At 69.7% G+C, this 23,821-nt stretch carries 23 protein-coding genes and 2 tRNA genes; 9 read left to right on the forward strand and 16 right to left on the reverse strand.

Annotated elements, in window-relative coordinates:
- Positions 1-12 precede the first annotated feature (12 nt).
- Positions 13-792: a sulfite exporter TauE/SafE family protein gene (locus tag ABDK56_RS04140; RefSeq protein ID WP_349807270.1), complete on the forward strand. Its 780-nt coding sequence runs from the start codon at positions 13-15 to the stop codon at positions 790-792.
- Positions 789-1,685 (forward strand): hydrogen peroxide-inducible genes activator, encoded by an 897-nt coding sequence (locus tag ABDK56_RS04145; RefSeq protein ID WP_349806881.1) that lies wholly within the window; start codon positions 789-791, stop codon positions 1,683-1,685. The genes ABDK56_RS04140 and ABDK56_RS04145 overlap by 4 nt, the downstream gene beginning before the upstream one ends.
- Here the strand turns inward: ABDK56_RS04145 and pgsA are convergent.
- The gene (gene pgsA, locus ABDK56_RS04150) at positions 1,682-2,248 is read right to left on the reverse strand and encodes a CDP-diacylglycerol--glycerol-3-phosphate 3-phosphatidyltransferase (RefSeq protein ID WP_349806882.1); all 567 of its coding nucleotides are present in this window, start codon (positions 2,246-2,248) and stop codon (positions 1,682-1,684) included. The genes ABDK56_RS04145 and pgsA overlap by 4 nt on opposite strands.
- A 95-nt stretch (positions 2,249-2,343) precedes the next feature.
- Between pgsA and ABDK56_RS04155 the strand changes: the two genes are divergently transcribed.
- Positions 2,344-3,639, forward strand: coding sequence for an MFS transporter (locus tag ABDK56_RS04155; RefSeq protein WP_349806883.1), 1,296 nt, complete (start codon positions 2,344-2,346; stop codon positions 3,637-3,639).
- On the opposite strand, the gene ABDK56_RS04160 is transcribed toward ABDK56_RS04155, so the two are convergent.
- The 5 genes from ABDK56_RS04160 to rpsA all read right to left on the reverse strand — a co-directional run bounded on the left by ABDK56_RS04160 (position 3,627) and on the right by rpsA (position 8,193).
- On the reverse strand, positions 3,627-3,803 hold the full coding sequence (locus tag ABDK56_RS04160) for a hypothetical protein (protein WP_349806884.1): 177 nt from the start codon (positions 3,801-3,803) through the stop codon (positions 3,627-3,629). The genes ABDK56_RS04155 and ABDK56_RS04160 overlap by 13 nt on opposite strands.
- Positions 3,804-3,906: 103 nt before the next feature.
- Positions 3,907-5,517 carry a putative bifunctional diguanylate cyclase/phosphodiesterase gene (locus tag ABDK56_RS04165; protein ID WP_349806885.1) on the reverse strand — a complete coding sequence of 537 codons (1,611 nt, stop codon included), beginning with the start codon at positions 5,515-5,517 and terminating at the stop codon, positions 3,907-3,909.
- Between the two features lie 152 nt (positions 5,518-5,669).
- Positions 5,670-5,754: transfer RNA gene (locus ABDK56_RS04170), tRNA-Leu, on the reverse strand.
- Between the two features lie 249 nt (positions 5,755-6,003).
- Entirely contained in the window at positions 6,004-6,300 is a 297-nt protein-coding gene (locus ABDK56_RS04175) for an integration host factor subunit beta (RefSeq protein WP_349806886.1), read from the reverse strand.
- Between the two features lie 144 nt (positions 6,301-6,444).
- Positions 6,445-8,193 carry a 30S ribosomal protein S1 gene (gene rpsA, locus ABDK56_RS04180; RefSeq protein ID WP_349806887.1) on the reverse strand — a complete coding sequence of 583 codons (1,749 nt, stop codon included), beginning with the start codon at positions 8,191-8,193 and terminating at the stop codon, positions 6,445-6,447.
- A gap of 346 nt (positions 8,194-8,539) precedes the next feature.
- Here rpsA and ABDK56_RS04185 point away from each other — a divergent pair, with 346 nt between their 5' ends.
- Positions 8,540-9,289, forward strand: a complete 750-nt coding sequence (locus tag ABDK56_RS04185) for an SIMPL domain-containing protein (RefSeq protein WP_349806888.1) — start codon at positions 8,540-8,542, stop codon at positions 9,287-9,289.
- On the opposite strand, the gene cmk is transcribed toward ABDK56_RS04185, so the two are convergent.
- The gene (gene cmk, locus ABDK56_RS04190) at positions 9,286-9,930 is read right to left on the reverse strand and encodes a (d)CMP kinase (RefSeq protein ID WP_349806889.1); all 645 of its coding nucleotides are present in this window, start codon (positions 9,928-9,930) and stop codon (positions 9,286-9,288) included. The genes ABDK56_RS04185 and cmk overlap by 4 nt on opposite strands.
- A 100-nt stretch (positions 9,931-10,030) precedes the next feature.
- Here cmk and ABDK56_RS04195 point away from each other — a divergent pair, with 100 nt between their 5' ends.
- The 3 genes from ABDK56_RS04195 to ABDK56_RS04205 all read left to right on the forward strand — a co-directional run bounded on the left by ABDK56_RS04195 (position 10,031) and on the right by ABDK56_RS04205 (position 13,359).
- A complete protein-coding gene (locus tag ABDK56_RS04195; protein ID WP_349807271.1) occupies positions 10,031-10,357 on the forward strand; it encodes a TIGR02300 family protein in 327 nt (108 codons plus the stop codon).
- Between the two features lie 51 nt (positions 10,358-10,408).
- Positions 10,409-10,484: transfer RNA gene (locus ABDK56_RS04200), tRNA-Ala, on the forward strand.
- Positions 10,485-10,599: 115 nt separating this feature from the next.
- Positions 10,600-13,359, forward strand: coding sequence for a bifunctional YncE family protein/alkaline phosphatase family protein (locus ABDK56_RS04205; RefSeq protein ID WP_349806890.1), 2,760 nt, complete (start codon positions 10,600-10,602; stop codon positions 13,357-13,359).
- Between the two features lie 63 nt (positions 13,360-13,422).
- On the opposite strand, the gene ABDK56_RS04210 is transcribed toward ABDK56_RS04205, so the two are convergent.
- Complete coding sequence (locus tag ABDK56_RS04210; protein ID WP_349806891.1) at positions 13,423-13,584, reverse strand: Flp family type IVb pilin; 162 nt, start codon at positions 13,582-13,584, stop codon at positions 13,423-13,425.
- A gap of 168 nt (positions 13,585-13,752) precedes the next feature.
- On the reverse strand, positions 13,753-15,762 hold the full coding sequence (locus ABDK56_RS04215; RefSeq protein WP_349806892.1) for a transglycosylase domain-containing protein: 2,010 nt from the start codon (positions 15,760-15,762) through the stop codon (positions 13,753-13,755).
- Between the two features lie 77 nt (positions 15,763-15,839).
- Between ABDK56_RS04215 and ABDK56_RS04220 the strand changes: the two genes are divergently transcribed.
- Positions 15,840-17,372: an ABC transporter substrate-binding protein gene (locus ABDK56_RS04220; RefSeq protein WP_349806893.1), complete on the forward strand. Its 1,533-nt coding sequence runs from the start codon at positions 15,840-15,842 to the stop codon at positions 17,370-17,372.
- Positions 17,372-17,794 (forward strand): DUF4112 domain-containing protein, encoded by a 423-nt coding sequence (locus ABDK56_RS04225; protein ID WP_349806894.1) that lies wholly within the window; start codon positions 17,372-17,374, stop codon positions 17,792-17,794. The genes ABDK56_RS04220 and ABDK56_RS04225 overlap by 1 nt, the downstream gene beginning before the upstream one ends.
- On the opposite strand, the gene ABDK56_RS04230 is transcribed toward ABDK56_RS04225, so the two are convergent.
- The 7 genes from ABDK56_RS04230 to ABDK56_RS04260 form a co-directional block, all read right to left on the reverse strand.
- Complete coding sequence (locus ABDK56_RS04230; protein WP_349806895.1) at positions 17,791-18,420, reverse strand: TonB family protein; 630 nt, start codon at positions 18,418-18,420, stop codon at positions 17,791-17,793. The genes ABDK56_RS04225 and ABDK56_RS04230 overlap by 4 nt on opposite strands.
- A gap of 107 nt (positions 18,421-18,527) precedes the next feature.
- Entirely contained in the window at positions 18,528-18,839 is a 312-nt protein-coding gene (locus ABDK56_RS04235) for a hypothetical protein (protein ID WP_349806896.1), read from the reverse strand.
- A gap of 141 nt (positions 18,840-18,980) precedes the next feature.
- The gene (nadA, locus tag ABDK56_RS04240) at positions 18,981-19,982 is read right to left on the reverse strand and encodes a quinolinate synthase NadA (RefSeq protein ID WP_349806897.1); all 1,002 of its coding nucleotides are present in this window, start codon (positions 19,980-19,982) and stop codon (positions 18,981-18,983) included.
- Positions 19,983-20,033: 51 nt separating this feature from the next.
- Complete coding sequence (locus ABDK56_RS04245; protein WP_349806898.1) at positions 20,034-20,774, reverse strand: hypothetical protein; 741 nt, start codon at positions 20,772-20,774, stop codon at positions 20,034-20,036.
- Positions 20,775-20,827: 53 nt separating this feature from the next.
- The gene (locus ABDK56_RS04250) at positions 20,828-21,562 is read right to left on the reverse strand and encodes a DUF4230 domain-containing protein (protein WP_349806899.1); all 735 of its coding nucleotides are present in this window, start codon (positions 21,560-21,562) and stop codon (positions 20,828-20,830) included.
- Positions 21,535-22,404 (reverse strand): MBL fold metallo-hydrolase, encoded by an 870-nt coding sequence (locus ABDK56_RS04255; RefSeq protein ID WP_349806900.1) that lies wholly within the window; start codon positions 22,402-22,404, stop codon positions 21,535-21,537. The genes ABDK56_RS04250 and ABDK56_RS04255 overlap by 28 nt, the downstream gene beginning before the upstream one ends.
- Positions 22,405-22,456: 52 nt before the next feature.
- Complete coding sequence (locus tag ABDK56_RS04260) at positions 22,457-23,677, reverse strand: glycosyltransferase (protein WP_349806901.1); 1,221 nt, start codon at positions 23,675-23,677, stop codon at positions 22,457-22,459.
- Between the last annotated feature and the right edge of the window lie 144 nt (positions 23,678-23,821).

Here is a 23,821-nt window from a genome sequence, read left to right on the forward strand (position 1 = left end):
GGGCGCGCGACCATCGACTTCAATCCGCTCTATTCGCTGGCCGGGCTGCTGGTCGGCCTGCTCGTCGGGCTGACCGGGGTCGGCGGGGGATCGCTGATGACCCCGCTGCTGGTGATCCTGTTCGGCTTCCACCCGGCGACCGCGGTCGGCACCGACCTGCTCTACGCCTCGGTGACCAAGACCGTCGGCACCGCGGTCCACGGCAAGCGCAAGACGGTCGACTGGCGGATTGTCGGGCGGCTCGCGTCGGGCAGCGTGCCCACCGCGGCGATCACCCTGTTCGTCCTTGCCCGCGCCGGAAGCCTCGGCCAGCACGCGGTCGGCGTGCTCAACATCATGCTTGGGGTGACGCTGCTCGCGACCAGTGCGGCGGTGATGTTCCAGCCGCGAATCGTCGCCTTCGCCCAGCCGCATTACGACAAGCTCGACGACGCGCATATCGCCCGCGCCACGGTCCTGCTCGGCGCGGTGCTGGGAATCCTCGTCTCGGTCACCTCGGTCGGGGCGGGCGCGATCGGGACGACCGCGCTGCTGATCCTCTATCCGCGCCTGCCGGTATCGCGGATCGTCGGCAGCGACATCGCCCACGCGGTGCCGCTGACCTTCGTCGCCGGGGTCGGTCACTGGCTCTACGGCGCGGTCGATTTCGGACTGATGGCGGCGCTCCTGGTCGGCTCGATCCCGGGGATCATCATCGGCAGCATGCTCGGCAGCCGCGCCTCGGACCGGCTGCTTCGCCCGGTCCTCGCCGCGACGCTGCTGCTGGTGGCGGTGAAGCTGCTGACCAGTTGATCGTCCACCTCCCCACCCTCAAGCAGCTGCAATATCTGGTGGCGCTCCGCCGCCATGGTCATTTCGGCAAGGCGGCCGAGGCCTGCTTCGTCACCCAGTCGACGCTGTCGGCCGGGATCCGCGAGCTCGAGACGCTGCTCGGCACGACGCTGGTCGAGCGCACGCGCCGCGTGGTCCGCTTCACCCCGCTAGGCACGCGGATCGCCGACAAGGCCGAGCGCGTGCTCCGCGAGGGCGAGGAACTGGCCGACATGGCGCGCGCCGAGCGCGCCCCGCTGACCGGCGAGCTGCGGATGGGGGTCATCCCGACCATCGCCCCCTTCCTCCTCCCGGCGATGCTTCCCCGGCTCCGCGCCGAATGGCCGCGGCTCAAGCTGTTCCTGCGCGAGGAAACGAGTGCCGCCGCCTGCTCGGCGCTCCACCGCGGCCAGCTCGACTGCGTGCTCCTGGCGATGCCGTTCGCGTGCGGCGACGTCGATGTCGCCGCGCTGTTCGAGGACGAGCTGCTGATCGCCTACCCGCGCGGCGAGGCCCCCGACGGCGGGGTCGAATCGGACGCGATCGACGAGCAGCGGCTGCTGCTGCTCGAGGACGGGCATTGCCTCAAGGACCATGCGCTCGCCGCCTGCAACCGACCCGAGATCCGCGCCGGGGCGGCGATGATGGGCACCTCGCTCCACACGCTGGTGCAGATGGTCGACAACGGGCTCGGCCTCACCTTCGTCCCGCGCATGGCGATCGAGGCGGGGCTGCTCGAGGGGACCGGGGTCGAGGCGCGGCCGCTCGCCGCGGCGGCGGGAAGCCGGACGATCGCGCTCGCCTGGCGCCGGTCGAGCCCGCGCGAGGAAGAGTTCAGGCTGCTGGCGAGCGCGCTAGCGCCGCGCACGCCCTAGTCCATGTGCTTGAGCCCGACCCGCAGGTAATCGTAGCCGGTGACCAGCGTCAGCGCCGCCGCCGCCCAGAGGAAGGCGAGCCCGGCGTCGTGGACCCAGGACTGCGCCGGGAACGCCCCGCCGAGAATCAGCGCGCCGAGCGCGACCAGCTGGAACGTCGTCTTCCATTTCGCCAGCCGGCTGACCGGGACCGACACGTTGAGCGGACCGAGAAACTCGCGCAGCCCCGACACGATGATCTCGCGCAGGAGGATGACCAGCGCGGCGATGATGTGCAGCCCGCCGATTTCGGGCACCGGGTTCGCCTTGCGGCTGGAAATCAGCATGATCAGCACCGCCGCGACCATGATCTTGTCGGCGATCGGGTCGAGGAACTGGCCGAGCCGGCTGATCCGCTGGGTCGCGCGGGCGAGATAGCCGTCGAAATAATCGGTGATCCCGACGATGCAGTAGAGAACGAAGGTGATGCCATAATCGAGCGGCATCGGCCGCCACAGCAGGAACACCAGGATCGGCACCGCGAGGATGCGCGAGAGGGTCAAAATGTTGGGCAGCGTCAGCATCGTGTCGACGAGTGTCGTTATAGTGTTTGTCGCTCCCCGCAAAGCTGGCTATGCCAATCGCTCCCCGGGGGCAGAGTACGGCGCTTAACGCCTTGATGCAGAATACGATTCACCTGCTCAAAGAGCGCCGCTTCGTGCCCCTGTTCGGCACCCAGTTCCTCGGCGCGTTCAACGACAGCCTGTTCAAGCAGGCGGTGGTGCTGTTCGTCACCTATCAGCTCTATTCGAATCCGGCGAAGGAAGCGCAGTTCAGCGCGATCGCGCAAGGGCTGTTCATCCTCCCCTTCTTCCTGCTCTCGGCCGCCGCGGGGCAGCTCGCCGATATCCGCGACAAGGCCTCGCTGATCCGCATCATCAAGACCGCCGAAATCGGCATCATGCTGTTCGGAGGGGCAGGACTTTATTTCCACAACGTCCCGCTGATGCTCGCCGCGGTGTTCGCGATGGGGGTCCACTCGACTTTTTTCGGGCCGATCAAATACGCCATCCTGCCGCAGCACCTGACCCGCGACGAAGTGCTCGGCGGGACCGGGCTGGTCGAGGCGGGGACCTATCTCGCGATCCTCGGCGGCACCATCGCCGCGGGCCTGCTGTCGACCGCGCCGAAGGTCGCGGCGATCGCGGTAGTGCTGGTCGCCTGCGTCGGACTGCTGATCGGGCGGAAGGTTCCCTCGGCCCCGCCGCACGCCGACATCCCGCCCCCCGACTGGCACATCCTGCGCGCCTCGACGACACTGGTCAGCGGGACGATGCACATCCGCCGGCTGTTCCTCGCCATCTGCTCGATCAGCTTCTTCTGGACGATCGGCGCGGTGCTGATCATCGCCTTCCCGCCGCTGGTGAAGAACATCCTCGGCGCGAACGAGCATGTCGCCAGCCTGTTCATCGGCATCTTCTCGATCGGCATCGCGATCGGCTCGGTGCTGATCAACCGGCTGCTCAAGAGCCAGGTGTCGGCGCGCTACGCCCCCGCCTCGGTGCTGGCGATGGGCGGGTTCGTGCTGCTGCTGCACTTCGTGGCGATGGGCTGGGCGCAACATCGCCACGGCGAGCTGATCACGCTCGGCAACTTCCTCCACCAGGCGAGCGCGCCGCTGCTGATCGCCGCGCTGCTCGGCATCTCGATCACCGGGGGAATGTTCGTCGTCCCGCTCTACGCCTTCCTCACCACGACGGTCGACCAGTCGGAAACCGCGCGGACGGTCGCCGCCAACAACATCGTCAATTCAGGCGCGATGGTGGTCGGCTCGGCGGGCGCTTTCCTGCTCACGCTCGCGGGGATCGGCCCGGGAGGCCAGCTGGTGCTGGTGGCGGCAATGTGCCTCGTCAGCGCATGGCTCGGCTGGAAACTCCACCTCGCCTGCGATTCGCCCGACTGTCAGGAAAAATAGACCGTCACGAATAGGAAGCCGGCGGCGAAGGTCCCGGCGAACAGCTTCAGCTCGTCGCCCAGCAGCGGCTGCGCGCGCACCGCTTGCACCGGGCCGCGCAGGTAGGTGCGGCCCTTGCCGAAGTGAAACAGGCGGCGGAGCCGGAGCGACGACATCGACTGCATGGAAAACTCGTTAAGACGTTCTTTACCATGCTGACAACGGGCATCCGCGCGCGATCGATCCGCGCGTCCCGCGGCGAGACAATTTTCGTCAAGCGCTTGCCGATCAGGCGCTGAGCGCCACCGCCTCCGGTCCGCCCTTTCGAAGGCGCAGCAGCTGGCGCGCGTCGTCGGCGCTCATCGGCTTGCCGAAATACCAGCCCTGGCCGGTGCGGCAGCCGAACTGGAGCACCGCCTCGTGCGAGACGGCATTCTCGATCCCCTCGACGACAACCGGGACGTCGAGCGCCTTGGCCAGCGTCGCGACCGCGCTGACGATCGCTGCGCTTTCGCGGTCCCTCGTGATCGCGGCGGTGAAGCTGCGGTCGATCTTGATCAGGTCGAACGGAAGCGCGCGCAGGTGCGAGAGCGAGGAGAAGCCCGAGCCGAAATCGTCGAGTGCGAGCCGGATCCCTTGCGCCTTGAGGCTGGTGACGATCGAGCGCGCGAGCTCGAGGTCGGCGAACAGCGAGCTTTCGGTGACCTCGACCACCAGCCGTTCGGCAGGAAAGCCGGTCTCGGTCAGCAGCCGGACGATCTTCTGCGCCAGCCAGCTGTCGGCGAGCTGGCTCGGCGAAATGTTGATCGACAGGCTGATCGACGGATCCCAGTCGACCGCCGCCAGCAGCGCCTTGCGCACGACCTGGTCGCTCAGCCGCCCGATCAGGCCGAGTTCCTCGGCGATCGGAATGAACCGGTCGGGACCGATCATCCCGCTCGACGGGTGGATCCAGCGCGCCAGCACTTCGAACCCGCGGATCTCGCCGCTGTCGAGGTCGACCTGCGGCTCGAAGAAGGGGACGAACTGGTCGTGCTCGATCCCCGCGCGCACCCCCTGTTCAAGCTCGCCCTGAAGGATCAGCGCCCGCTCCATCCCCGCGTCGAACCAGGACGGGCGCGCCGACCGGCTCGAACGGGCATGGTCCATCGCGATGTCGGCACGGCGCAGCAGGTCGTGAAGCGCGCATTCGCCCGGATCGGCCGCCGCGACTCCGACGAACGCGCCGATCTGCACGAACTTGCCCTGCTCCTCGAACGGCCGCGTGACGCTCTGCAGGAAGGCCGAGCCGAGCGTCATCAATTCCTCGCGCTTCTCGGTGCCGCGCAGCATCGCCACCGCGAACTCGTCGCCGCTGACCCGCGCGACGACCGATTCGTCGGGCGCGCACTCGAGGATCGCCTCGGCGATCTGACCGAGCACCGCGTCGCCGATATCGAAGCCGTGGCGATCGTTGACCGCCTTGAAGCGATGAAGCTGGATCGAGAAGATGACCAGTTGCGACTGTTCGGCGATCGCCGCTTCGCACATCCGGCCACCCTCGTCGCCGAACCCCTTGCGGTTGAGCAGCCCGGTCATCGTGTCGGTCGAGGCCATGCGTTTCTCGCGCTCCTCGCTTTCGACTTCGCGGATCGCGTCGTGCTGCAGGTCGACGTAGCGGCGCCAGCCGAACAGGATCAGCGCGACGTTGAGCGTGATCGCCGCCCAGGCGATCTTGAGGCCGGGGCCGAAGATGTCGCCCGCCGCCTCTAGCTCGCGGAACAGAGCGCTGCCGTTCCAGATCAGCAGCATAACCGCGGTGATCAACGTGACGATAACCGGCAGGTCGCGCCGCCGCGGCGCGGGGGCGTAAACGACGCTGAGCGCCTCCTCGCGGCGCGGATTGAGACCGATACGCACGGCCGACGGGCTAGCCGGATTAGCTTAAGAAATACTCAACCGTGACGAGCGATGCCCCCGGAGTCCTTGTGATCGAAGCGAAAAACCGCCCCCCGGACGGTTTTGACCTGATCGATCGTTGAGACCGTCCCCCGGACGGTCTCAACGATCGATGGTGCGGACGGCGGGACTTGAACCCGCACTCCTTGTCGGAAGCCGATTTTAAGTCGGCAGCGTCTACCATTCCGCCACGTCCGCTTGAGCCACCGAGCCTAACGCCGGTTCGCCAAGCGAACCAGCATTAGGCGAGGAGTTGGCGAAAGCCGGCCAGCCTTTGCGTAGCGACAGGACTTACGTCACGGGCGAAGTCGCCCAAAGACGACGTAGGGTTTATTCCCGTGACGGCGCGCGCGCCATCGATTGCGTGAAGGAGATCAAGGAACCCGGCCAGCCATTCAGGGCCGCACCGACGACGGAAGGTCCCCCTTCCAATCGGACCCCGCTCCCCTACTCGGCCGTGACCTCGCTCAGGTTTAACCGCTCGCGCATTTCCTTGCCCGGCTTGAAATAGGGCACGCGCTTGGCGTCGACCGCGACCGCCTCGCCGGTGCGCGGGTTGCGCCCGGTGCGCGCGTCGCGCTGGCGGGTCGAAAAGGCGCCGAAGCCCCGAAGCTCGACGCGGCCCCCACTGGCCAGCTGGTCGGTGATCGAATCGAACAAAGCGCCGACCACCGTCTCGATCTCACGCTGTGTGAGGTCGGGAAAATCGCCGCACAATTTCTGCACCAGTTCCGATCGGATCATGCCGCTCCCCGCTCTTTCTTCACTCGTTCGCGGCGCCCCCGCGCCGATTGAGCAAAATGCGTATCAGGCTGTGTTGCAAAGGAAAAGGGCGCAGATGCCGAAGCATCCACGCCCTTCGTCCCGCCTGGCGGTTTTAAGGCCGCCTTACTTCTTCTTCGACTTCGCCTTCGGCTCGGTCGTCGCGTCGGCCTTTTCCTTCAGCGCGGCGCCGAGGATGTCGCCGAGCGACGCGCCGCTGTCCGACGAGCCGTACTGCGCCACCGCCTGCTTCTCCTCGGCGATCTGCAGCGCCTTGATCGAGAAGGTCGGCTTCTTCGAGCGGTCGAGCCCGGTGACCTGCGCGTCGAACTTCTGCCCGACCTGGAAGCGCTCGGGGCGCTGCTCGTCGCGGTCGCGGCCGAGGTCGGTCCGCTTGATGAAGCCGGTCGCGCCGTCGTCGCCGACCTGCACTTCGAGCCCGCCGTCACGAACCTCGAGCACGGTGACGGTCACCGTCTCGCCCTTGTTCGCGCCGCTGCCCGCACCGCGGCCCGCGCCGCCGACCGCGACACCGCCGCGCTCGAGCTGCTTGATGCCGAGGCTGATGCGCTCCTTTTCGACGTCGACGTCGAGGACCTGCGCCTGGACGGTCTCGCCCTTGTGGTGAAGCGCCAGCGCTTCCTCGCCCGACACGCCCCACGCGATGTCCGACATGTGGACCATGCCGTCGACGTCGCCGGGAAGCCCGATGAACAGGCCGAACTCGGTCGCGTTCTTGACTTCGCCCTCGACGGTCGAGCCGACCGGGTGCTTCTCGGCGAAGTCGATCCACGGATTGGCCTGCGCCTGCTTGAGGCCGAGCGAGATGCGACGCTTCTCCTGGTCGACCTCGAGCACCTTCACTTCGACTTCCTGGCTGGTCGAGACGATCTTGCCCGGGTGGACGTTCTTCTTGGTCCAGCTCATCTCCGACACGTGGACGAGGCCCTCGATGCCCGGCTCGAGCTCGACGAACGCGCCATATTCGGTGATGTTGGTGACAGTGCCGGTAAAGGTCCCGCCGACCGGATACTTGGCCGCCGCGCCTTCCCACGGATCGCTCTCGAGCTGCTTCATGCCAAGGCTGATGCGCTGCGTGTCGCGATTAATGCGGACGATCTGCACCTTCACCGTGTCGCCGATGTTGAGCACTTCGCTCGGGTGCTGGACGCGCTTGTAGCTGATGTCGGTGACGTGCAGCAGCCCGTCGATCCCGCCGAGGTCGACGAACGCGCCGTAGTCGGTGATGTTCTTGACGACGCCGTCGATCACCTGGCCCTCGGCCAGCGACTGGATCAGGCCCGACCGTTGCTCGGCGCGGGTTTCCTCGAGGATCGCGCGGCGCGACACCACGATGTTGCCGCGGCGGCGGTCCATCTTGAGGATCTGGAACGGCTGGGCGATGTCCATCAGCGGCTGGACGTCGCGCACCGGGCGAATGTCGACCTGGCTGCCCGGAAGGAACGCGACCGCGCCGCCGAGGTCGACGGTGAACCCGCCCTTGACCCGGCCGAAGATGACGCCGTCGACGCGGTTGCCCGCCTCATATTCCTTTTCGAGCAGGTCCCACGCCGCCTCGCGGCGGGCGCGGTCGCGGCTGAGCATCGCTTCGCCGTTGGCATTCTCGACGCGGTCGACATAGACCTCGACCTCGTCGCCGACCTTGAGATCGGCCTTCTGACCCGGGGCGGCGAATTCGCGAAGCGCGACGCGGCCTTCGCTCTTGAGCCCGACGTCGATTACCGCGAGGTCGTTCTCGATCCCGGTGACGGTGCCCTTGACGACGCGGCCCTCGAAGGCCTCGTTCTCGCCGCCGAGCTGTTCGTTGAGGAGCGCCGCGAAATCGTCGCGGCTCGGAAATGCCGTGCTGGCCATCTATTTTTGTCTTTCGTCTCGAAAAGGTCTGGCCGCCGACCCGTCACCGTGACGGATTTATGAGGCGGGCTTGGTCAAACCCTTGTTCCGCCCCGCGCCGGCCCATCCGGACGGGACATCCTTGGGCGATGGCGAGCGGGCGGCTTCGACAGGACGAGGCGGCGCATCGGCGTGAGGGCCGAGCCGGGCGCATCCTGGAGACGGGCCGTCCGCGCGGCAAAGCCCGCTGGACTGCCGCGCCCCTAGAGGAAAAGCGCCTCGCGCGCAAGCAAGGCGGGCAATTGCAAGCATCGCCGCGCCCCCCTAGCCTTCGTGACAAGGGCACCACCAAACAGGAGCGTAGACAATGCGGTATCTTCCCATGGCCTTGGCCGGCTGCCTGCTGGCGAGCTCACCCGCCTTCGCGCAGGACATCGACAAGGTGCCGAGCATCCTCGTCAGCGGGCATGGCGAGGTGAAGACCGACCCTGACCAGGCGGTGATCGGCTACACGCTGCGCGGCGAAGGCGCGACCAGCGACGACGCCCTCCGGGCGATGGTCGTGCAGGGCAAGGCGATCGAGGGCGGGATCCGCGCACTCGACCGCAACGCGATCCCGCGCACCAACGACGTCAGTACGCAGCCGGTGCGAAGCGATGCGTGCAAGGAAAACAGCTATGGCGCAAAGCAGCTGTCGACCGGCGCGTGCGCGGTCCTCGGCTACGTTGCGACGCAGTCGATCACGGTGGAGACGAGCCACTTCAAGGATGCCGGCACGATGGTCGGGCTCGCCAGCCGCGGCGGGGCGAGCAATGCGTCGATAAACAGCTTCCAGTATAATGACCGCGAACGGGCGCGCACGGCCGCCCTCGCCGCCGCGGCGGCCGATGCGGCAGCCAAGGCGCGCGCCGTCGCCGCCGCCAACCGAGTCACGCTCGGCCAGGTTCTGTCGATCTCTTCGGGAAGCACTGGCCTCGAAGCGCAGGCGTTCGAACGGGATGCGCCCGCCCCGCCGCCGCCGCCTCCCCCGCCTCCGCCGCCGGTATTGGTCGATATCACCCCGGTGCAGCTGACCACCGCCGCCGACGTAACCGTCCGCTACGCGATCGTCCGCTAGCGCGCGCGCTGTGCCTCGACGAGTCGGATCGCCTCGGCGACGGCTTGCTCGGGAGTCAGGTCGCTGGTGTCGAGCCGGATCGCGTCGTCCGCCGCTTTTAGCGGCGCGGCGGCGCGGTCCCGGTCGCGCGCGTCGCGGGCACGGATGTCGGCGAGCACCTCGTCATGATGCGCGGGCATTCCCCGCGCCTCGAGCTCGGCCAGCCGCCGCGCGGCGCGCACCTCGTCGCTCGCGGTGACGAACAGCTTCACCGTCGCTCCGGGGGCGATCACCGTCCCCACGTCGCGCCCGTCGAGCACCGCCCCGCCCGCCTGCCCGGCGAACGCCCGCTGCCGGTCAAGCAGCGCGGCGCGCACCTCGGGATAGGCCGACACCCGGCTGGCGATCCCGCCGATCACCTCGCTCCGCAACTCGGGATCGGCCGGGTCGATCTTGTCGAGGTCGTGCGCCGCGCGCGCCGCCTCGAATTCGCTGCCCGGGTCGCCGCCGAAGCGGAACAGCGACAGTGCCAGCCGGCGATAGAGCAGCCCGGTATCCATGTGCGGCAGCCCGAAATGCGCCGCGAGCGCCTTGGCGATCGTGCCCTTGCCGCTGGCGGCGGGGCCGTCGACGGCGATGACGAGGGGGGCACTGTCGGTCACGGGACCGCGCTTTGACAGCCGCACCCGCCTATGGCAAGGCGCGCGCCGAATGCGCCGCCGTCTCTCGCGTGGTGCTCTACTCAACTGGAGACTCGACCCGATGGTCAATCCCGAATGGGGCACCAAGCGCACCTGCCCCAAATGCTCGACCCGCTTCTACGACCTGGGCAAGGAAGACCCGGTGACCTGCATCGCCTGCGGCACCGCGTGGATGCCCGAGCCGGTGCTCAAGTCGAAGCAGCCGATGCCGTTCGAAATGGCCGCGCCGAGCGCCGCGAAGGAGCCCGAGCAGGCCGACGACGACCTGGCGGCGGAAGAGCTGGTGCCCGACGAGGACGAGGAGCCGAGCGCCGACGACGAGGTCGACTTGCAGACCGGCGAGGACGATCTGGGCCTCGATACCGGCAGCGAAGACGACGAACATTAAAATTATGCTTGGCGGGCCCGGCGATTGTCGCCTAAAGGCCCGCCCGGACATGGGGCCGTAGCTCAGCTGGGAGAGCGTCGCAATGGCATTGCGAAGGTCAGGGGTTCGATCCCCCTCGGCTCCACCATCCCTCTCAAGACCCGCGGGAAACCGCGGGTTTTTTGTTGCGCCGCGCGGCCCCTGTCGCGCACGCGTCACGCGGGCTAGGTAGGGCGGTGCGACCGACCCCCGGGAGACCCGCCATGCGCCCTCACCTGCCCGCTGCCCTCCTTCTCCTCGCGTCGGCGGCCCCGCTTTCAGCCCAGCCGCTGCCGCCGATCGCGCTGCCGACCGGCCAGATGCTCACCCCGACAGCGGTCCCCGGGTCGCGTTTCGAGCCGCTCACCGTGCGCGACGGCCCGCGTCCCGACTATGTCGCCGACGGCGCGGCGGCGCTCGCGCTGTCGCCCGACGGCCGCGAGCTGCTCGTGCTCACCAGCGGCTACAACAAGGTCAACGGCGCCGACGGCAAGGAAATCGACGCCGCCTCCACCCAGTTCGTGCTTCGCTACGCGCTAGGGCCGGACGGCGCGCGCTGGGTGCAGACGCTGCCCGTGCCCAACAGCTTCGGCGGGATCGCATGGCGGCCCGACGGCACCGGCTTCGCGGTCGGCGGCGGGGTCGACGACAAGCTGCTGCTGTTCGCCCGCCGCGGCGACCGGTTCGATCCCGCGGGCGACGTCGCGCTCGGGCACAAGGCCGGCAACGGCGCCGACGTCCAGCCGCAGGCCGCCGGAGTGGCGTTCAGCCCCGATGGCCGCCGCGCGCTGGTCGCCAACTATTACAACGACAGCGTCAGCCTGGTCGACTTCGCCGCCCGTCGCGTGGTGGCCGAGCTCGACCTCAGGCCCGGCAAGATCGACCGCGCGAAACGCGGCGTTCCCGGCGGCAGCTCCCCCTTCGCGGTGGCGTGGGCCGCCGCCGGCACCGCGTTCGTTTCCGCCCCGCGCGACCGCGAGATCGTCCGCCTCGCCATCTCCGGGGACCGGCTGCGCGTCGCCGGTCGCACCCACACGCTCGCCGAGCCGACCGCGCTTCTCGCCGATCCCGCGCGCGGGCGGCTGGTCGCGACCGAAGACAATGGCGACCGGCTCGCGCTGCTCGACCTGGCGACCGGCCGCCTCCGGTCCGAGCCCCGGCTCGCCCTCCCCGCCAGCCTCGGCGCGCCGCTCGCCAAGGGGCTCAACCCCAATGGCCTCGCGCTCGGCAACGACGGCCGGCTGCTCGTCACGCTCGGCGGGATCAACGCGCTCGCCATCGTCGGCCGAAGCGGATCGATCGACGCGCTGCTCCCGACCGGCTGGTACCCGAGCGCGGTGGCGCGCGCGGGCAGCCGGCTGTTCGTCGCCAACCGCAAGAGCCCGCCCGGCCCCAACCCGCAGGGCTGCGCGCCAAGGCTGGCCATCGCCCGCGCCCAGCCCAACGCCTGCGGCGCCGCCAACCAATATATCTGGCAGCTCGAAAAGGCGGGGCTGCTGACGCTGCCCGAGCCGACCCCGGCGATCCTCGCGGCAGCAACGCGGCAGGTCGCCGCCAACCTCGGCCTCGCGGATCGCGCGACGCGGCGGCGCGCCGAGGCGGCGATCGCGCGGCTCCGCCCGCTGATCCGGCACGTGGTGTTCATCATCAAGGAGAACCGCACCTACGACCAGCTGCTCGGCGACCTTCCCGGCGCCGACGGCGACCCGCGGCTCGCGATCCTCGGCGGGGCGCTGTCCCCCAACCACCACCGGCTGGCGAGCCAGTTCGTCACGCTCGACCGATTCTTCGACAGCGGCGAGGTGTCGAGCAGCGGCTGGACCTGGTCGACCGCGGGACGCGAGACCGATCTGCTCGAAAAGACCGTGCCGGTGAATTACGCCGGGCGCGGCCTCGCCTACGAGGCCGAGGGGACCGACCGCAACATCGCCGCCAGCCAGTCGCTCGCCGGGCGCGTCGCGACCAACCCCAAGACCCCGGACGACCCCGACATCCTGCCCGGCCCGGCGCTGCTCACCGCGCCCGACGCCGACGACGACCGGCGGCCGAACGAGGGTTTCCTGTGGGACGCGGCAATCCGCGCGGGCCTCAGCGTTCGCAACTACGGCTTCGCCGATGCCTCGGTCTACGATTCGGGCGCGCCGGGCGACGTCCCGCCGATCCGCGACCCGTTCGCCGAAAAGCGGACGGTGTGGACCCCCGCCGACCGCCAGCTCGCGACCCGCAGCGACCCCTATTTTCGCGGCTTCGACCAGCGGCTCGCCGACTTTTGGCGGGTAAAGGAATGGCAGCGCGAGTTCGATGCCGCCGACGCCGCGGGAACGGTCCCCGCGCTGACCCTGCTGCGCTTGAGCCACGATCATTTCGGCTCGTTCGACAAGGCGATCGACGGGGTCGACACGGTCGAAGCGCAGATGGCCGACAACGACTATTCGCTCGGGCTGGTGATCGAGCGGCTGTCGAGGAGCCGCGACGCCGCCTCGACGGTCGTGTTCGTGATCGAGGACGATGCCCAGAACGGCGCCGACCATGTCGATGCGCGCCGCTCGATCGCGCTCGTCGTCGGCGCGCACGTCCGGCGCGGCGCGGTGATCTCGACCCGCTATACCACGGTCAGCGTGGTCCGCACGATCGGCGCGCTGCTCGGGCTGAAACCGCTCGGGCTCAACGACGCGCTGGCGATGCCGATGGCCGACCTGTTCGACCCCGACCCCGCGCTGGCGCACTGGCGTTTCGACGCCGTCGCCGCCGCCGCGCTGCGCTCGACCGCGCTGCCGATCCCGGCGAGCCGCTTCGCACCGGCGACGACCGCAAGCGCCTGTCCGCGACGCGATTCGGCCTGGTGGGCGTCGGCGATGGCGGGGCAGGATTTCAGCAGCGAGGACCGGCTCGACACCGCCCGGTTCAACGCCGCGCTGTGGGACGGGCTCGGCGATCCCGCCGCGGCGGCTGCGCCCTGCGCGCGGAGTGTCGCGAACCGCTGACGCGCAAACGAAGGCGGCGGCACCTTCCGGTACCGCCGCCCCGTTTCAACCGTGAGGCCGAGCTTACTTGAGGCTCGAACCGACGTTGTTGAAGGTCGTGCTGAGCTTCGAGCCGATGCCCGACATCGCGCCAATGGCGGCGACGGCGATCAGCGCGGCGATCAGGCCGTACTCGATCGCGGTGGCACCCTCGTTGTTGCGAATCAGCTTAAGAAACTTCGCCATGTCTGGTCTCCTTCAGGTTCCACTGGGGATCCACTCCCCCCGCCGAATGCCGCTCGATTTGGCACCCGGTTGAGAGGGAAATACCGCCCGAGGAGTTGAGAAAGTTTTAAAGCGCCATGGTATCGGCGCGTTAACCACGAAAAATTTTCGCGAGGGTTCGAACCGCCGTCAGCGACCCCTGCGCTCGTCGCCGAACAGCTGGTCGAGGAAGTCGCCGACCTTGCGCAGCACCTTGTCGGGATCGTCGAACCCCGGGGGCAGCGGCGACTGCCAGTCGCCCGGCGTCGGTTCGGACGGCTGGGGCTGGGGCGCGCGCCATGGAAGCGCGGGGTAGGCCTGCCGGTCGATGGCGATCGCCGGGGCCATGAACGCGCGCCAGATCTGCGCCGGGGCCGACCCGCCGGTGACCGCGCCGAGCGAGCTGTTGTCGTCGCGTCCGACCCACACCCCGACCACCAGGTCCCCCGCGAAGCCGACGAACAGCGCGTCGCGGTTGTCCTGCGTCGTGCCGGTCTTGCCGAAAGTCGCGATCGAAAGCGCGGCGCGCCGCCCGGTGCCCTGGTTGGCCGCGCTCCACAACAGGTCGAGCATCGGCGCCCAGTCGCGCCCGCGGTCGAGCGTTCCCCCGCGCCCAAGCCATTGCGTGAAGCCGGACTCCTCGGCCTTCGAATCGGGCGGAAGCCCGGTCGGCGCGACCGGGTAGTGGCCGCTGGCGAGCGCGGCATAGGCCCCGGTCAATTCGAGCAGGCTGACCCCCGAGGTGCCGAGCGCGAGGCTCGGCTTGTCGTCGAGCGGCGAGGCGATGCCGAGGTCGCGCGCGGCGCGGATGACGTTGCCCCGCCCGACCTTTTCCGCCAGCCGCACCGTCGCCGCGTTCGACGATCGCGCGAACGCCTCGCGCAGCGTGATCTGGCCACGATAGACGCCGTCGCTGTTCTTCGGGCTCCACCCGCCGATCGTCACCGGCCGGTCCTCGACCAGGCTGTCGGGGGTGTAACCGGCGCGCATCGCGGCGAGATAAACGAACAGCTTGAACGCGCTGCCCGGCTGGCGCCGCGCCTGCACCGCGCGGTTGAACGGCGAGGCGGCATAGTCGCGCCCGCCGACCATCGCCACCACCCGTCCGTCGGGCCGCATCGCCACCAGCGCCGCCTGCGACCCCGCCGGCGCGCCGGCGATGGCGCGGGTCGCCAGCCGCTGCAGGTCGGAATCGAGCGTGGTCCGGACCTTGACCTGCCCATAGTCGCTTTCGAACGCGCCCTGCGCCTGCGGCGCGACCCAGTCGGCGAAGTAGGTGCCCGAGGGGATGTGCGAGCGCTGCGGGATCGGCCGCGCCGACGGCGTCGCGCGCGCCCGCGCGAGGCTGATGACGCGGGTGTCGGCCATTTCCTGGAGCACCAGTCGCCCGCGCGCCTGCGCCGCGGCGAGATGGTCGTATGGGTCGAGCCGCGACGGCGCGTTGACGATTCCCGCCAGCATCGCCGACTGGGCGAGCGTCAGCTTCTCGGGCTCGCGCCCGAAATAATGATGCGCCGCCGCGCGCAGCCCGTAGACCCCGTCGCCGAAATAGACCGACGACAGGTAGCGCGAGAGGATCTCGTCCTTGCTCAGCCACGCCTCGAGCCAGAAGGCGATGATCACTTCCTGCGCCTTGCGCTTCATGCTCCGGTTCGACGACAGGAAGCTGGTCTTGGCGAGCTGCTGGGTGATCGTCGATCCGCCCTGCTTCACCCCGCCCGCGCGAAGGTTGGCGAGCGCCGCGCGCCCGATCGCGTGGACGTCGATCCCCCAGTGCGAGCGGAAGCGCCGGTCCTCGATCGCGATGAACGCCGCCGGGGTCTGCGGGTTGAGCTTCGCCGCGTCGACCGGGGCTTCCTTGATCGCCCCGCGAAGCGCGATAGGCCGCCCCTCCTCGGACACCAGCAGCATCGCCGGGTTGCGCAGCGGCTCGAGCGCGCGACCGAGCGGCGCGGTAATGACGAGCCACAGGATGGTGACGAGGAACAGCGCGCCGATCGCCGAGCCGACGATCTGCCACCGCTTCCACCGCCGGCGCGGCTTCGCCTCCTCGGCCGGCGGCGGCGGAGGCGGCGGCGCGAACGGGTCGGGAAGCTGCTCGATGTCGAGCCCGCCACGCCGCCACGGTCCGTCGGTCTCGAAGGGGTGTTCCGCTTCCACTGCCTTATTCGAATAATACAGCCCGGCTGGAATATCCAGTGGTTGCTGAACCGACCATTACGGCTACCATCGCGCCGATGCCATCGCCTCGTCGCAACCGCTGCCGCTGGCCCGCCGCGCTCCTCCTCGCCGCCGCGCTCGCAGGCTGTTCGCGCGGCGAGGACGGCGCGACCCGGGTGCTGGTGATCGGCGACCAGCCACCGGTGCTCGGCACGGCGGGGAGCGAGCCCGCGAACGAGGCCTCGGCGGTGCTTCGCGGGGCGATCGCGCAGGGGCTGGTCCGGTTTGACGAGGCCGGGCAGATCGACCCGGGCCTCGCCGAGCGGTGGAACGTCAGCGACGACGGGTCGAGCTTCATTTTCCGGCTGGCGACCCAGAACTGGCCGACCGGCGAGAAGATCACCGCGCGCGACGTCGCGCGGATGCTCAACGCGATGCGCCAGGCACGCCCGGGGCAGGCCACCCGCGACGCGATCGGCGCGATCGACGAGGTCGTGCCGATGACCGACCGGGTGATCGAGATTCGCCTCACCGCGCCGCGTCCCAACCTGCTCGCGCTGCTCGCCGAACCCGACTTCGCGCTGATCCGCGACGGTGAGGGCACCGGCCCCTTCGCCCTCGTTCCCGCCCGCAGCAAGCCGGGCGGCCCGCTTCTGCTCCGCCATACCGAGCCCGGCCGCGACGGAGACGACAGCGCGGCGGAGGAGGTCTCGCTCGGCGTCGCCCCGGCCGCCCCCGCAATCGCGCGCTTCGCGGCGGGCGAGGTCGATCTCGTGCTCGGCGGGACGGTCGACGACCTGCCGCTTGCCACCGCCGCCAAGCTCGCGCGCGGAACGCTGCGATTCGATCCCGTCGCCGGGCTGTTCGGGCTCGTCCCGGGGCGCCGCGACGGCCCCGCCGCCGACCCGCGGCTGCGGCGGATCCTCAGCCAGGCGATCGACCGCGACGCGCTGGTCAGGTCGCTCGGCGTCCCCGGGCTGAGCGGCCGCGCGACGCTGCTCCAAGGCGGGCTCTACGCGATGCCCGACCCGACCCAGCCGCCATGGCTCGCCCAGCCGCTGGACCAGCGCCGCGCCGCGCTGATCGCCGCCGCGCACGCGGTCCGCCCCGCCCCCAAGCCCGGGCCCAAGACAAAGCCCACCGCGGGCAACGCGCCGCTGATCGCGCCCGAGCCGCTGACGCTCGCGCTTCCCGCCACTCCCGGCGGCGACCTGCTGCTCGCCCGGCTGCGCGCCGACTGGGGACCGCTCGGTTTCGCCGTCGATCGCGCCGCGCCGGGCCGGCCCGCCGACTTCACCCTCGTCGACAAGGTCGCCCCGTCGGATTCGGCCGCCTGGTTCCTGCGCCAGTTCCGCTGCGACTGGACCCCGGTGTGCGAACCGAAGGCCGACCCGCTGCTCGACGCCGCGCGCGGCACGCAGGTCCCGCTCCAGCGCACGCTGCTGCTCGTTCAGGCCGCGCAGATGATGGACGAGGCGCAGCTGTTCATCCCGCTCGCCGCCCCGGTGCGCTGGTCGCTGGTCGCCAGGACGCTTCCCGGATTCCAGGAGAACCGATACGCGCGCCATCCGTTGGCAGGGTTGAAGGACCGACCCGGAGCAAGCAACTGATGCCGATCACCAGCCCCATCCCGCTCGACCGCGATCCCGCCTCGGTCCGCCAGCGGGTCGAAGCGATGGAAAAGCTGCTCGAGCGGCTGTTCGTCATTCCCGGCACCAGGCAGCAGGTCGGGCTCGACGCGCTGCTCGACCTCATCCCGGTGGTCGGCGACCTCGCCGCGACCGCGCTCGGCAGCTACATCATCTGGGAAGCGCGCAACCTCGGCATGTCGAAATGGCAGATGAGCCGGATGGCGGGCAATGTCGGGGTCAACTGGGCGCTCGGCCTGCTGTCGGTGATCCCGGTGGTCGGCGCGATCCCCAACATGCTCTACCGGTCGAACAGTTACAATCTGAAGATCATCAAGAAGCATCTCGACAAATATCACCCGGAAACGGGGATCGTCGAAGGCCGCGCCGAACGCCTTCGCTAGCGCGGGGCGATCCAGTCCTGTTCGCCGTCGACCTCGTCGGCGATCGGCCGTCCGTAGCGATCGGTCGAAGGCCGGTAGCGGAACCGCGACTGGACCAGCCGGCAGGTCAGGCTGTCGAGTTCGGCCACCCCGCTCGAGCGGGTCACGCGGCAACCGTGGACTCGTCCGTCGGCCCCGACCTGGATGGTGAAGAACACTCGCCCGCTAATCCCGCTCCGCCCGAGGTCGCGCGGATAGTCGCGCGCGTCGATGTCGCCGGCGATCTGCTCGAGGTCGCCCCCGCCCTCCCCGTCGCCGTCGCCATTGCCGTCCCCGCCGGTCCCGCCCCCGGCGCCGGCGCCGAGCGCGGTGCCGCTGCCCTGCCCTCCGCCCGCCGGCGCGACCGGGCGCGGCACCGGGTAGGGAACGCGGGTAACGTCGGGCTGAACCTGCTTGACCTTCGCCGGCCCCTTCGGTCCGCCCTTGGGCGCGGGAAGCGCGGGGGCGGCAGCGGCGGGCTTTGACTTGGCGATTTCGCGCGGCTTGACCTCGACGACCGGCGGCGGGGGCGGCGGAATGCTGATGTCGACGATCCGAGTCACCACCTCGGCCGGGCGGGTCACGTCGACCCCAAGCCCGCGCAGCAACAGCAGCGCGAGCCCGAGGTGGACGAGCCCAACGAGAAAGAGCGCGGGGCCTCGGCGAGGCTCCGCGCTCCATCCTCTATGCGCCGGTCGGCGCACGCCGGTCTCGCTTAGCGGTAGTAGCAGCGCTGGCGGGCGGTCAGCGTCCGGTCGATCGCCTTGCCTGCGACCACGCCCGCGACGGCGCCCGCGCCGATCCCGAGCAAGCCGTGACCAAGCACCTGGCTGCCGACCACCGCACCGCCGACGCCGCCGGCAACCGCACCGGTCGTGGCCGGCGAATGGCGGCAATATTTATAGTGATAGCGCGACGAGCCGTAATAGCGGTGACGCTTGCGCGCGTCGGCGACGCCGGCGAAGCTGGTGGCGGTGACCGCGGCGAGCGTGGCGACGCTGACGGCCTTGGTGAAACTGCGGTTCATGGGTCGTTTCCTCTGTTTTGTTTTCGATGTCTGCCTGGGGCAACGCCTGACCTTGGCATGGGTTTCTGAACCCCGCCCGAGGTTAACGTTCATCATAACCCCGGTTCACGGCGAATCGTTCCGGGACGGAGACGAAAGGACCTAATCGCCCGCCAGCTTCGGGCGACCGACGTCGCCCTGCCCCACGGTTCCGCCCGCCATGTCGAGCATCCGTTCGAGCGGCACCCGCGCGGCGGCCATCGTCTCGGGGTCGAGCTCGATTCGCGGCTCGAGGTCGCGCAGCGCGACGTAGAGCTTCTCGAGCGTGTTGAGCGCCATGTAGGGGCACATGTTGCAGTTGCAGTTGCCGTCGCCCCCGGGCACCCCGATGAAGCGCTTGTGCGGCGCCGCCTTTTCCATCTGATGGATGATGTGCGGCTCGGTCGCGACGAGGGTCGTCTCGGCGGGCGAGGCCAGCGCGAAGTCGAGGATCGCGCGGGTCGAGCCGACGAGGTCGGCATGGTCGACGATGTGCGGCGGGCACTCGGGATGCGCCGCGACCGGCGCGTCGGGATATTCGGCCTTGAGCTTCAGCAGCTCGGTTTCCGAAAAGGCCTGGTGGACGATGCAGATGCCCGGCCACAGCAACATCTCGCGCCCGGTCTTGCGCGCCAGATAGCCGCCGAGGTGCCGGTCGGGGCCGAAGATGATTTTCTGCTCGGCCGGGATCTGCGACAGGATCTGCTCGGCGCTCGACGAGGTCACGATCACGTCGCTGAGCGCCTTCACCGCCGCCGAGCAGTTGATGTAGGTCAGCGCGATATGGTCGGGGTGCGCGGCGCGAAAGGCGGCGAACTGGTCGGGCGGGCAGCTGTCCTCGAGACTGCACCCCGCGTCCATGTCGGGCAGGATCACGGTCTTGTCGGGCGACAATATCTTCGCCGTCTCGGCCATGAACCGAACCCCGCAGAAGGCGATCACCTCGGCGTCGGTGGCCGCCGCCTTGCGCGACAGGTCGAGGCTGTCGCCGACGAAATCGGCGAGGTCCTGGATCTCGGGCTTCTGGTAATAATGGGCGAGGATGACCGCGTTTCGCTCCCGCTTCAGCCGGTCGATCTCGGCGAGGAGGTCGAGGCCCTTCAGGCTGGCCGGCTGTTCGGTCACGTCATTCTCCCGGGCGGCGGAACGCTGCCGCCGCCCGAGATATGGTGAGGCTTACGCCCCGGCAAGCGCCGCGGCACTTTGTACCGCGGGGACCATCGCTGCCAGCGTCACCAGCACGTGGCTGGCGACCAGCACGCCGGCCCCAGCCAGCGTCGCGGGATGGACGTGGCCGAGCTGCTTGCGGTCGTGCCGCGTGAGCACCGCGACGAACAGCAGCTGGACCGCCAGGATTACCCACTCTCCCCAGCCGCCGAGCAGCGGGATCGGCAGCAGCCGCCCGAGCGCGGGCTCGGCGATCAGGATGGTCGAGGCGAGCATCAGGCGCCGGTGCCACTGGGTGTCGCGGCGCTTGGCGATCGCCCAGGCGACGGTCAGCGCGAACAGCAGCGGCTCGACGTGCGTGAGCGAAAGGAAATAGGCGTTGGTGAAAAAGGGCGGCACGCTGTGATAGCCGAGCGCCGCGCGCCCCGCCGCCATGCCGACCGCGACCACCGCGACCGCCAGCGCCGCGCCGATCCAGCCGACCGTGCGGTGAGTCTTCACCTGCATCTTCGAAATCAGCAGATTCTGGACGACGCCGAGCGCCAGCCAGCTGACCATCACCGCGCCGTGCAGGTGGAAGATCGGCGGCACGGTGCGGATGTCGACGAAGCCGCGAAGCTCGAACTGGATGAAGCCGAACAGGATGAAGGCGGCCAGGAAAATCGCGTAGCGCGTGAAAAAGGCCTGGTCGGCCATGTAGCCGCGACCGCCCGGACGATTGCCGGCGATCGCGTCGATCGTGGTTGCCATGTGAGTCCCCCCTTTACGAGACTCGGGTGCTTTACCAGACTAACACAGCCGAGTCACCCCCGGTTCGACGTCATGACCTCGTTATAGCTGCGACTATGGTCGAGCACTTCGCCGTTCAGCGGCTCGCCGTCGCCCGGGAAGCGCGCGACCACCTTGGCGTCCTTGAACCCCGCCGCCTGCAGAGGCATCGCGAAGCTTCGCTCGATCGCCTGCCGCCCCGCCTCGCGCGCAAGCCCCATCGGCACCGGTGCCGAAGCCTGCTTGCGAAGGTCGGCGACCGCGCGGTCGCGATTCGCCTGGTCGGGGCTCGCCCCCGCCGGGGTCCCCCCCCCGCGCCGCCCGCCCGCGCCATATTCGCGCGCATTGTGGAGGTCGACCTCGGGCCCCGCGATCTCGATCTCGGGAAGGTTCACGCTCAACGTGTTGGTCGCCCCGTTCCACTTGACGTCGCCGGGGCCGAGCTTCGACAAGTCGAGCTCGTAGCGCACGTCGCCGGGCAGGATCAGCGTCCGCTGCGCCGACAGCAGCCCGCCGAGCCGGCTCTCGCTGCTGGTCACCACCGATACGTAGCGCGCGACGAACGGCACCAGCCGGTTCTGCGCGCGCATCGACTGGAGCGCCGAGGTCGCCACCGTCTCGGGGTTCGATCCGCCCATCAGCCACTTGCCGACGCCCAGCACGGGGCCGATCACCAGCCCGAGCAGCAGCGCGAGTACGATCAGCCCGATCGCGACGGGGCGTTCGATCCTCGGCGTTCGCGTCAGGCGTTGCTGGGGCTCGGCGTCCATGTCTCTCCCTCGCCCTCCTCAACGAGCCCGCGCGCGCGAAGGTCCAGCAAATGCGCCGCGACCGTCCCGCCCGCCGCCCCGACCAGCCGCCCGTCGAGCCCGGGATAGGCGGCGGCGACGATCGCGGGAATGGTCGTCACCCCTTCGGCGAGCAGCCCGAGGATCTGCCGCTCGCGCTGCATCCGGTGGCCGATCAGCCCGCGCAGATACTGGTCGGGTCGAGTCACCGGGGCGCCGTGCGCGGGGTAGAAGATGCGGTCCTCGCGCGCGCGCAGCTTGCGCAGGCTGTCCATGTACGCGCCCATGTCGCCGTCGGGCGGCACCACCACCGTGGTCGACCAGCCCATCACATGGTCGCCGGTGAACAGCGCACCGTTGCCGTCCATGAAGAAGCAGAGGTGGTTCGACGTATGCCCCGGGGTCGCCACCGCGGTCAGCCGCCAGCCGCCGTCGAACAGGATCGACTGCCCGTCGTCCAGCACCTCGTCGGGCGCATAGTCGGGGTCGAACGCGGCGTCGGCGCGCGGGCCGTCGCTATCGAGCGCGAGCGGGGCGCAGCCGATAATCGGCGCGCCGGTGGCCTCCTTCAGCGCGCGGCTGGCGGGCGAATGGTCGTTGTGCGTGTGGGTGCAGGCGATCGCCTTGACCGGACGCCCGCCGATTGCCGCGATTACCGCCGCGACATGGTCGGGCCGGTCGGGGCCGGGGTCGATAACCACCAGCTCGTGGCTGCCGACAAGGTAGGTCTGGGTGCCGGTGTAGGTGTAGGGCGACGGGTTGCGCGCCAGCACCCGCCCGATCGCGACCTCCAGCGTCTCCAGCTTTTCGAACGGCGCCTCCACGCGCGCCGTTGTGACAGCAAACGCGCGTCAGGTGAAGCGCGGCGGCGGGAGCTCAGGCCTCGGCGAGCGGCGCGCCGCCACGCACCGGGGCTCGCCCGGCACTCGCCGCGGCGCGAGCGCGGGCGAGCGGATAGAGCTCGCCCACCAGCCGGTCCATCGTCGCGGTCCAGCTATAGCGCTCGGCATGGGCGCGCGCCGCGCCGCGAAGCGCGACGAGGTCGGTGCCCAGCATCGCGCGGATATTGTCGGCCATTGCCGCGCCGTCGCCGACCGGGCCGAGCCGCCCGAGCGCGGCGGGCACCCGGTCGATCATCGCCCCCGCGGCGACCCCGACGATTCCCAGCCCCGACGCCTGCGCCTCGACGATCGACAGGCCGAAGGTCTCGTCGGCCATCCCCGACACGTAGAGGTCGGCGCTCGCCAGCGCGGTCGCCAGCCGGGCGCGTTCGCCGACGAACCCAAGCGCGTGCAGCCGCCGCCCCGCGCCCTGCGCGACGAATTTTTCGCGCAGCGGCCCGTCGCCCAGCAGCAGCAGGTGCGCGCCCAGTTCCTCGGGTAGCGCGAGAAAGGCGTCGACCACCGTCTGCGCGCGCTTCTCGGCGTCCATCCGCCCGGCATAGACCAGCAGCGCCTGCCCCGGCGCGACCCCGAGCGCGGCGCGAAACCCCTCGTCGCGCAGGTCCGGCGAAAAGGCGTCGATGTCCGCGCCGAGCGGCACCACCTCGACCCCGGTCACGCCCGCGCGCTCGAGCTTGTCGGCGCCGCCGTGACGGCTCAGCGCGTAAGCGAGGTCGAACCGGCGGTAGAGCTGGCCGACATAGGCATAGGCGAGCCGCGCCAGCGCCCCGCCGACCGCGGCCCCCGCGACCTTGCCGATCGGCCGCGACACATAGGCGGTGGGAAAATCGGTCATATAGGCGCCGACCACCGCGGTCCCCGGGTTCCGCCGCGCATGGCGAAGCGCCGCCCACGGCAAATTATAGGCGTCCTGGCACTCGATCACGTCGGGCCGGTGCGCGGCGAGCGCGGCGCGCACCGCGCGGTTGTCGAGCATCAGCCGGTAGTTGGGGCTGAACGGCACCGGGGGCGACTTCACGAAACAGGATATCGCGCGTCCGCCCGCCTCGACCAGCGTCTCGGTGCGCGGTCCGGGGAGCACCATCACATGGGTCGCCTCCGTCCGCTCGAGCAGATAGCGGCGCTTGGCGCGCAAATAGGTGCCGACCCCCCCGCCGACCGCCGACCAGCTCTGGGTGACGTCGGCGACGATCATCGAACCGCGGCCACGAAACGTCGGGATTTTTGACAGGAGGCGAAGGAGCGCACTCGGGCCACAGGAATATTTTCCCCGTTTTCCGCCATTCCTTCAATTTGGCACGGCGGGTGCATCATGTCATTCGTCCACTTGGTTCCACAA

Source organism: Sphingomonas sp. ASV193, assembly GCF_040203355.1.
Taxonomy (GTDB): Bacteria; Pseudomonadota; Alphaproteobacteria; order Sphingomonadales; family Sphingomonadaceae; genus Sphingomicrobium.